The following is a 9,269-nucleotide window of genomic DNA, read 5'->3' on the forward strand; positions in this document are numbered from 1 at the left end:
CACCGGGGATCTCCGTCACGGCATATAGCGTGGTGACTATGCGGATCCTGCACACCTCTGACTGGCACCTGGGTCGGGGCTTCCACGGCGCCCCGCTGCGCGAGGAGCAGTCTCAGATGCTGGCCACAGTCTGCGCAGAGGCGGCCGAGCACTCCGCCGACGTCGTGCTGGTCTCCGGAGACGTCTATGACCGTGCTCTGCCCCCGGAATGGGCGGTCAAGCAGCTGGAGGACTGCCTGCTGCAGCTGGTGCAGGCCGGCGTCCAGGTGATCATCACCTCCGGCAATCACGACTCCGCCCAACGCCTGGGGTTCGGCCGCGGACTGATGGCCGCCTCCGGGGTGCACATCCGCAGCAGCCTCCAGGACGCCTGGGACCCGGTGGAACTGGACGACGATGACGGCGGCACCGTGCTGGTCTACGGGATTCCCTACCTGGAGCCTCAGCTCTACGCCGGGGCCCTGGAGCTCGAGCGGGCCAACCACACCGCGGTGATCACGGAGGTCACCCGGCGGATTCGCGAGCACGCCGAAGCCCGCACTGCCGAGCTGGCCGGCCCGGTGCGCACTGTGCTGATGGCGCACCTGTTCGCCGCCCACGGGATCGCCTCCGAGTCCGAGCGCAGCATCGGGGCCGCCGCCACGCCCGAGCAGCCCCTGGAGCACCACGAGGAGACCCTCGGCGGGCTGGCGGTGGTGCCGCTGGAGGTCTTCAGCGGCTTCGACTATGTCGCACTGGGCCACCTGCACGGCCGCCAACGGCTCAGCCCCCGGGTGCGCTACTCCGGAGCCCCGCTGCGCTATTCGTTCTCCGAAGAGAACCAGGCCAAAGGTGCCTGGCTGGTGGAGACCAGCCGGCTGGCCGAGGACCCAGACGCCGCCATCGCCGCCCTGGACTGGAGGATCGGCCGGCCGGTGAAACGGCTGCGGGGGCCACTGAGCCAGATGCTGGATCCCGCCGTCATCGAACAGTGGACCGAGGCCTTTGTGCAAATCACCCTCACCGACGACGAACGCCCCGAGCGAGCCTATCCGCGGCTGCGGGAGGTCTACCCGCACCTGATGTCCTACAGCTACGCCGGCGCCGCGGCCACCGGGACCCACGCCACCTACTCCCAGAAGCTGCGGGAGGCTGAGTCCGAGTACGACGTCGTCTCCGGGTTCCTCACCCACGTGCGCCACCGCGCCCCCAGTGAAGAAGAGACTCTCATCCTGCAGCAGGCGCTGGAGGATGTGCGCAGCGCCGAGCACCAGCCGCCGCCCCGGGAAGGAGGAGCATGAGGTTCCATCGCCTGAGCATCTCCGCCTTCGGCCCGTTCCCGGCTACTGAGACGGTGGACTTCGACGCGCTCAGCGCCGACGGGCTGTTCCTGCTGCGCGGCCCCACCGGAGCCGGAAAGACCTCGGTCCTGGATGCGCTCACCTTCGCGCTGTACGGCAACGTCCCAGGGGAGAGGTCCCCGGACCGGCTGAAGTCCCAGCACGCGGAGCCGCACCGCGCTCCGGTAGTGGAGCTGGACTTCTCCTGCGGTGAGGACCGCTACCTGGTGCGGCGCCAGGCCAGCTACTACCGGCCTGCCAAGCGCGCCGGCGCCAAGCCCCAGAGGGAGGGCACCTCCCTGACCATCCACCGCTGGTCCGCAGGCCAGTGGCAGCCGGTGCCCACCGCGCGGGTGGTCGAAGGCGATGTGGAGCTGGAGAACATCATCGGGCTGAAGATGCACGAGTTCACCAAAGTGATCCTGCTGCCCCAGGGCGCCTTCGCCCAACTGCTGCACGCCAGCAATGAGCAGCGCCGCGGCATCCTGGAGCAGCTGTTCGACATCTCCGCCTATGAGCGACTGGAGACCCACCTGTGGGAGCAGATGCGCGCCTCCGAAGGCGCCCTGAACCAGCTTGATTCCCAGATCACCCTGCACGCGGACGCGGTGCGCCGTGCGGCCGCGGCCCTGCTGGGGGATCAGCCCGACCTCAGCGAGGTGGAGACCTCAGAGCTGGCTGAGGCTGCCCGTGCCGCGGCCGAAGCGCAGCACCAGGTGCTGGCCCAGGCCGAAGCGCAGGCCCGCCGAGCAATGGAAGAGGCCGCAAAGCACGCCGAAGACCTCGCAGAGGCGCGCCGCCAGCTGACCTGCTGGGAGCAGCACCGCAAGCGCCGCGCCGAGCTTCAGGAAGACAAGGCTGAGGCGGAGGAAGCCCGACGTCGGCTGGCAGAGCACCAGACCGCCTCCGGCATCCGCGAATGGCTGCGCACCGCCGAGGAGGCTGCGGAATCCCACGAGGCCGCTGCCCACAGGGCCGACGAGGCCGCCGCACAGGCCCGCCAGGCGTTGAAGTCCCAGGACGACGTCGACCACCGCGATCTGGTCGCCGACTCCGGCGTCCAGGCTGAGCAGATCCAAGAGGCACTCAGCGACCTGCTGACCCTCCAAGCCCGGCTCACCGGGGAGGAGGCCGCCGACGCGCAGCGGCGGCACCAGCAGCTCCACACCCAGGCGCAGCAGGCCCGCCAGGAGGCCGAAGAGGCCCAGCAGCAGTACGACCGGCTCCAGAAGCGAGTCGCTGAGCAGCTGGACGAGCAGCAGCAGGCCCAGGAGCAGCTGTGCGACCTCACCGAGCTGGACCGGCGGCGCGATGCGGCACACGCGGCCCTGACCGAGGCCCAGAGGCGCACCGAGCAGATCGCCGAGCGGGACCGGCTCGCCCGGACCAGAGCAGACCTGGCGGAGCGGGCGGAGACTCGCAGAGCTGAGCTCGACGCCGCCGAAGCGCACTATCGCAGCACCGCCGAAGCGTACCTGCGCTCCCAAGCACACGAACTGGCAGCGGCCCTTCAGCCCGGGGAGCCGTGCCTGGTCTGCGGATCCACCGAACACCCGGCCCCGCTGACTGCCGCGGAGGACACGGTGACCCGTGAGCAGGCCGACCAGGCCTCCGCCGAACTGCAGGAGGCGCGGGCCCGATGGGAACAGGTCCGGGCCGAGCTGAGCTCCACCACCGAAGCGCTGGAGGCGGTGCGCACCGAGCTGGGTCAGCACAGTGAGAGCACCGCGGACCAGGCGGCCCAACTGGCCGAAGCAGCCCAGGCGGAGACGCAGCGGGCCGACACCGCCCGGGAGGACCAACACCGGCTGCGAGAGAGCCTGGAGAAGCTCACCACCGCGGTGGCGGACACCCGGCACCAGCTGAGCTCCGCCGCGCACCGAATCGAGCAGCAGCAGGAGACTGCCCAGCGGCTGGCCGAAGAGGCCATCCAGCAGCAGGCCGTGCTGGATCAGCTGCGCGGAGACCACCCCAGCCTGGAGGCCCGGCTGGAAGCCCTCAGTGAGCTGAAGCAGAAGCTTCAGACCGCACAGCAGGCCGCCGAGGAGGCCGAGCGTGCCCAGCAGGAGGCCCGGCGTTCCCAGACCGCCGCGGCCGCCCAGCTGGAGAAGTCACCCTTCGATCACGCCGACCAGGTGCAGCAGGCGCTCTGCGCCGACGAGCAGCTGCAGCAGCTGCGCAGCACGGTGGAGGCCTTCGACACCCGCGCACGGCAGCTGGACTATGAGGCCGAACTGGCCGAGGTCCGCGCCGGACGGCGGCGCGCCGAGGCGGGGGAGTCCGCCCCGGAGGAGGAGACGGTCCAGCAGGCGCAGCAGCGCGCAGCCGAGACCGCAGAGGACTGCCAGCAGCACCACCAGAGGCTCACCGCCTTCACCGCCCGCCGCGAGAGCCTCACCGACGCCGCCGATGCTTTGGACCAGGCCCTGCGGCGCCGGACCGAGGAGGCCACCGAGCACCTGCGCACCGCAGAACTGGCGCAGGTGCTCAACGGCAAGGGTGACAATGCGCTGCGGATGCGGCTGACCACCTATGTGCTCGCCGCGCGGCTGGAGCGGATCGCCGACGCCGCTACCCGGCATCTGAAAGCCATGAGCGACGGGCGCTACCAGCTGCTGCTGGACGCCGAACGCTCCGGCAAGGGGCTGCGCGGACTGGACCTGAAGGTCTATGACGAATACGCCGAGCAGCAGCGCCCCGCCGAGACCCTCTCCGGCGGAGAGACCTTTATGACCTCATTGTCCATGGCACTGGGCCTGGCCGAGGTGGTGCAGTCCGAAGCAGGGGGAATCGGTATGGAGAGCCTCTTCATCGACGAGGGCTTCGGCTCCCTGGACGAGCAGACTCTCGAGGCAGTGATGACGGCTCTGGAGACCCTGCGCGGAGAGGGCCGCCGCATCGGGGTAGTCAGCCACGTCACCGAGATGCACCAGCAGATCCCCATGCAGCTGCGCGTGGAGAAGACCCGGTCGGGCTCCCGGCTGCGGATGCAGGAGCCGGTATGAGTCCCGGCCAGCGCCTGCTCTCCCTGACGGCCAGACTGCCCGGCACACTGCTGCCCTTCGCTGCCGGACTGGCACTGTCGCCCACCGGTCTGCTCTACGCGCTGGCCGCAGCCATCGCCGCCCTGACCGGATGGTGGATCTCCCAGGCCGCCTCACGGTGGCTGCACCGGCGGATGCACACCCACCACCTGCTGCTATGCAGCGCAGTGCTGTACGTGGTGGCGGTGATCCTGCTGCTGGTGGCAGCGGAGCAGCACGCTGCCGGAACCGCCGCGGCGCTCAGCCTCGCCGGCGGACTCACCGCCCCGGCAGAACGCGTCGCAGTGCCGCACCCACGCCTGGACCGCACCGCCCTGGCCGCAGCAGTGGTTATCTCGCTGATCTGCGGCGCCGCCTCAGCATGGAGCGTGCCGCTGGTCGCTGCCGCGCTCGCCGCGGCCATCAGCGTCCCACTGCTGGTGATGACCCGCGGAGCCGGTGAGAAGCTCAGCGACCCAGAAACTCCGTGACCGCCTGCTTATAGGCCCGCGCGGTGAGAGCATTGACATGGTTGCGGCCGGGTATCGGGACGAACCGAGCTTCGTGTCCTGCATCGCGCACCAGGTCGGTCAGCTGCTCAGCTCCCTCGGCGATCGAGTCCTCAGTGCCGGCGACCACCAGAGTGCGCACCTCAGGCACCTCAGCGGCAGGGTCGTACCGGTCTGCGCCGAGTGCGATGCGCAGCTCCACCACGTGCGGCAGATGCTGACCGGGCAGGGCCGCGGCCACAGTGATGAACCGGGCGGTGGCCTCGTCCGCAGGCTGCACTCCTTCGGCCGCCCACGCGCGGGCCTGATCGGCGTCGATCTGGTAGACCTCATCGCTGACCGGGGGCCCGCCGAGCACCAGGGACGCGGCCGCCTCCGGATACCGGTGGGCGAACTGCCAGCACAGCCGAGCTCCCAGCGAATAGCCGTGCAGATGGACCCGGCCCCCGGCGGTCTGGGTTACCTGGTGCAGGTCGGCCAGCAGCTGATGAGTCTGCAGCCCCGCCGGGTTGATCTCCCGGGACTCCCCGTGGCCGGGAAGGTCCACTGAGACCACGGTCCGTCCAGTGGCAGCCAGTGGGTCCAGCCAGCCGGTCTTCACCCAGTTGTACAGCGTGCTGGAGGCGAACCCGTGCACCAGCAGGACCGGCTCGGCGCTGGGCTGCGCATGCGGCCAGGTGTGGACGGTCAGACCCGCCGCGGTCCGGTGGGTCTGCGGTGCCGGAAAGCTCAGGCTCCCCACTTCAGCTGTCGAGCTGCAGCGACTTCGCGGTGGTTGCAGCAACCTCGTCAAGCAGGGCCGGGTCCTCATTGAGCAGCCGGCCGTAGGAGGGAACCATCGCCTCCAGCTTGGGCCGCCAGGCATCCATCTGGGCGGGGAAGCAGCGCTCCAGCAGCCGGAACATGATGCTCGGCGCGGTGGAGGCACCCGGGGAGGCGCCCAGCAGACCGGCGATGGTCCCGTCGGCGGAGGAGACCAGTTCGGTGCCGAACTGCAGCACACCGCGTCCCTTGGCGTCCTTCTTCATCACCTGCACCCGCTGTCCGGCGGTGATCAGCTCCCATTCGGAGCCCGAAGCCTGCGGATAGAAGTCCTGCAGGGCGGCGATCTTCTTCTTCTGAGACTTGGTGACCTCCTTCATCAGATAGGTCACCAGGGAGGTGTTGTCCAGCCCCACCTGCATCATCGGCAGCAGATTGTGCGGGCGCACCGACAGAGGCAGATCCAAGTAGGAGCCGCTCTTGAGGAAATTTGTGGAGAAGCCCGCATAGGGGCCGAACATGAGCGAACGCCGGCCTTCAACGAACCGCGTGTCCAGATGCGGCACAGACATCGGCGGGGCCCCCACCGAGGCCAGGCCGTAGACCTTGGCGTGGTGCTCCGCGGCGGTCTGCGGGTTGGTGCACCGCAGGAACTGTCCGGAGACCGGGAACCCGCCGATTCCCTTGATCTCCTCAATGCCGGATGACTGCAGCAGTCCGAGTGCGCCTCCGCCGGCGCCGGTGAACACGAACCGTGCGCTGGCGGTGACCTTCTGGCCCGTCGAGGTGTCCTTGACCTTCACCTCCCAGCGGCCGTCTGAGCCGCGGGAGAGCCCGGTCACCTCATGCTGGTAGCGGAAGTCCACGCCCTCGGCATCCAGGTGGCCGGCCAGCTGGCGGGTGATGGCGCCGAAGTCGACGTCGGTGCCGTCTTGGAACCTGGAGGCCGCCACCTGCTGCTGCGGGTCCCGGCCCTGGGCCAGCAGGGGAGCCCACTGGCCGATCTCGGTGAGGTCCTCACTGTGCTCAATGTGGGCGAACAGCGGCTCGGCGCGCATCGCCTCATAGCGGTCGCGCAGGTACTGAGCGTTCTTCTGCCCCCAGACGAAGCTGATATGCGGCAACGCGTTGATGAAGGTGCGGGGGGACCCCAGGACGCCGTCGTCCACCCAGTGCGCCCAGAGCTGCCGGCTGACGTGGAACTGCTCGGCGATGCCGCTGGCCTTCGCGGTGGAGATGCTGCCGTCGGAGCCGCGCGGCGTGTAGTTCAGCTCGCAGTAGGCAGTGTGACCGGTCCCGGCGTTGTTCCAGGGATCGGAGGACTCTTTTCCTGCGCCGTCGAGCTTCTCGAACAGGGCGATGTTCCACTCCGGCTGCAGCTCCTTCAGGATGGCGCCGAGGGTGGTGGACATGATGCCGGCTCCGATGAGGATCACATCGTAGCGCTGTGTGGAACTCGTCGCCGCTGACTCGCTCACAGGACTCTCCTTGGATTCTGCTGAAGGCTTTTGATTCGGCCCTGACTTTACCCGCGGGGGAGGAGCCGGAGAAATTCAGTTCTCCTCGGAAGTGACAATCTCGCTGAACCGCTCGTTGAGCACCGGGGACATCGGATAATCCGCCACTCGGGGGCCCAGCGCGAGCCCGGAGATCGGATAGGCCAGCGGCACGGCCGGCAGGTCCTCGGAGATCAGCTCGGCGGCCTGGCGGTACAGCTCAGCACGCGGCTCCTCCTCAGACTCTGCTCGCGCCTCGGCCAGCACGTCGAACACCTCCTCGTTGGAGTAGTGGAACTCCCGGGTGGTTCGGCCGAACAGGGGTCCGAGGAAAGTATGGGGAGAGCGGAATCCGCCGTTGCGGCCCAACAGGTGCATCGCCCGGTTCTCGTCGCCCATCAGCTGCTCCACATACCCCTGATCCCAGGGCACCGGACGCGGTCGGATGATGAACCCGGCGCTGGTCAGATCAGCGGCGACGGCGGCGAAGACAGCCTCCGGCTGGGGCAGGTAGCTGCGTGTGGTGGCCAGCGGATAGTGGAAGTCCAGCGGTTCGCCGTCGTAGTCCGACTCCTCAAGGAGCTGGCGCGCCTGCTCCGGGTCATAGGAGTAGCGGCGGGCGGCGTCGGAGTGCACGCCCAGAGCGGCCGGGGTGAACTGATAGGCCGCGCGTGTTCCCTCCAAGAAGAACTCCGCGGCCAGAGACTCGCGATTGATCGCCCGGGCGGCGGCTTCACGGATCTGCGCATCAGCCATGATCGGATGCTCCACGTTGAAGCCCATGTAGAGAATGGAGAACGGGTCGCGTTGGAGGATCAGCCGGCCGGCCTGGACCAAAGACCGCAGATTATCTGCGGTGATGCCGTCATAGACGTCGGCCTGACCGCGGTTGAGCTCTCGCAGCCGGTCAAAGGAGCGGGGAAGCGGACGGACCACCACCTGCTCCGGGCCGCTGAGGTCACCCCAATAGTCGGGGTAGCTCTCCAGGACGGTCTCGGGTCCTTCGGTGGGGTGCAGCCGGTATGGGCCGGTGCCCACCGGCCGGCGTGAGACCAGGCCCGGGTCAGAGTCGCTGAGCACCTGGGGAGAGGCGATGCCGAAGGCCGGCAGCGTCAGCGCCTGCAGCAGGAAGGACACCGGTTCGCTGAGCGTCAGCACCACGGTGTCGTCATCCTCGGCCTCCACCGAGTCGAGCACGCAGTCCTCAGTTCCCAGGAAATTGCCGAATACGGTGGGAAACGCCAGCGGAGTGGAGCGGCTGATATTGCCGAAGCCGTAGAGATAGTCCAGCCGGCCGGCGCGTTCAATATTGGCGACGACCGCCTCCGCATTCAGCGGGCTGCCATCGTGAAATGTGACGTCCTCGCGCAGAGTGAAGGTATAGCGGAGCTGATCATTGCTGACGTCCCACTCCTCGGCCAGCCGGGGCGCCAGGGCTCCGGTCTCCTTATCGATCCCGAGCAGCGGCTCGAAGATCTGCCGAATGATCCGCTCGGACTCCATATCCGTGGCCAAACCCGGATCCAGAGAGGCGGGACGGGACATGGCGGCGATGATGATCCGGCCGTCCTCCCCAGCAGGAAACTTATCCTGCTCCGCGGAGGCGGAAGCGTGCGCGGAGCCGGTCAGCGCCAGTGCGCCTCCGGCCGCCGAGGCAGCACCAAGAAACCCCCTGCGGGACAGATCGATCACGTGCGCCTCACAGGACCTTGTACGAACACCAACTCGGACGGACTCCCAGGGGTGGCCGGGATTGCCGAGGGGCTGGACAAGCTTCTGAAAGACTCACGCGCTCATGTTATCGCTCGTAAGCATAGTAATAGTATGACGGCTGATCACAGGCAGGTGCCGAAGCGTCGAGAGCTCACTGAAGCCCAGCGTCAGCGGATCCTGCAGACCTACCGTGGATGCCGAAACATCCAGGCCACCGTCAAAACAACTGGTTTCACTGACCAGACCGTCTACCGAGTGCTCTACGAGAATGGATACTCCGAAGCTGATCTCGGACGACGCATCACAACTAGGGCGCGTCTGATAAATGCTTGGTCCAAGCAATGACGCCGTGGAGTAGGACTGCGGCGCGGAATGTGGTGGCCAGCTTGTCGTAGCGGGTGGCGATACCGCGCCATTGCTTCAGATGGCTGAACCCGCGTTCGACGA

At 68.1% G+C, this 9,269-nt stretch carries 6 protein-coding genes and 1 pseudogene; 3 read left to right on the top strand and 4 right to left on the bottom strand.

What is annotated here, in order from left to right; translation table 11 throughout:
* Nucleotides 1-38 precede the first annotated feature (38 nt).
* Genes Q1K09_RS10725 through Q1K09_RS10735 form a run of 3 tightly spaced genes read left to right on the top strand, consistent with a single transcriptional unit; the run spans nucleotide 39 to nucleotide 4,833 of the window.
* Nucleotides 39-1,280 (top strand): exonuclease SbcCD subunit D, encoded by a 1,242-nt coding sequence (locus Q1K09_RS10725; RefSeq protein ID WP_300345420.1) that lies wholly within the window; start codon nucleotides 39-41, stop codon nucleotides 1,278-1,280.
* Nucleotides 1,277-4,324, top strand: a complete 3,048-nt coding sequence (locus Q1K09_RS10730) for an SMC family ATPase (RefSeq protein ID WP_300345421.1) — start codon at nucleotides 1,277-1,279, stop codon at nucleotides 4,322-4,324. Before Q1K09_RS10725 ends, Q1K09_RS10730 begins: the two co-directional genes overlap by 4 nt.
* The gene (locus Q1K09_RS10735; protein ID WP_300345422.1) at nucleotides 4,321-4,833 is read left to right on the top strand and encodes a hypothetical protein; all 513 of its coding nucleotides are present in this window, start codon (nucleotides 4,321-4,323) and stop codon (nucleotides 4,831-4,833) included. The genes Q1K09_RS10730 and Q1K09_RS10735 overlap by 4 nt, the downstream gene beginning before the upstream one ends.
* Here the strand turns inward: Q1K09_RS10735 and Q1K09_RS10740 are convergent.
* The 4 genes and pseudogenes from Q1K09_RS10740 to Q1K09_RS10755 all read right to left on the bottom strand — a co-directional run.
* Nucleotides 4,811-5,593, bottom strand: coding sequence for an alpha/beta fold hydrolase (locus tag Q1K09_RS10740; RefSeq protein WP_300345423.1), 783 nt, complete (start codon nucleotides 5,591-5,593; stop codon nucleotides 4,811-4,813). The two genes, Q1K09_RS10735 and Q1K09_RS10740, sit on opposite strands and share 23 nt — an antisense overlap.
* 1 nt (nucleotide 5,594) lies before the next feature.
* A complete protein-coding gene (locus Q1K09_RS10745) occupies nucleotides 5,595-7,091 on the bottom strand; it encodes a malate:quinone oxidoreductase (protein WP_300345424.1) in 1,497 nt (498 codons plus the stop codon).
* Between the two features lie 75 nt (nucleotides 7,092-7,166).
* Nucleotides 7,167-8,801: an ABC transporter substrate-binding protein gene (locus tag Q1K09_RS10750; protein WP_300345425.1), complete on the bottom strand. Its 1,635-nt coding sequence runs from the start codon at nucleotides 8,799-8,801 to the stop codon at nucleotides 7,167-7,169.
* Nucleotides 8,802-9,129: 328 nt separating this feature from the next.
* Nucleotides 9,130-9,269: pseudogene (locus tag Q1K09_RS10755) on the bottom strand (IS5/IS1182 family transposase); the annotation flags it as partial.

The sequence above is a fragment of the Nesterenkonia sp. genome (assembly GCF_029265375.1).
Taxonomy (GTDB): Bacteria; Actinomycetota; Actinomycetes; order Actinomycetales; family Micrococcaceae; genus Nesterenkonia.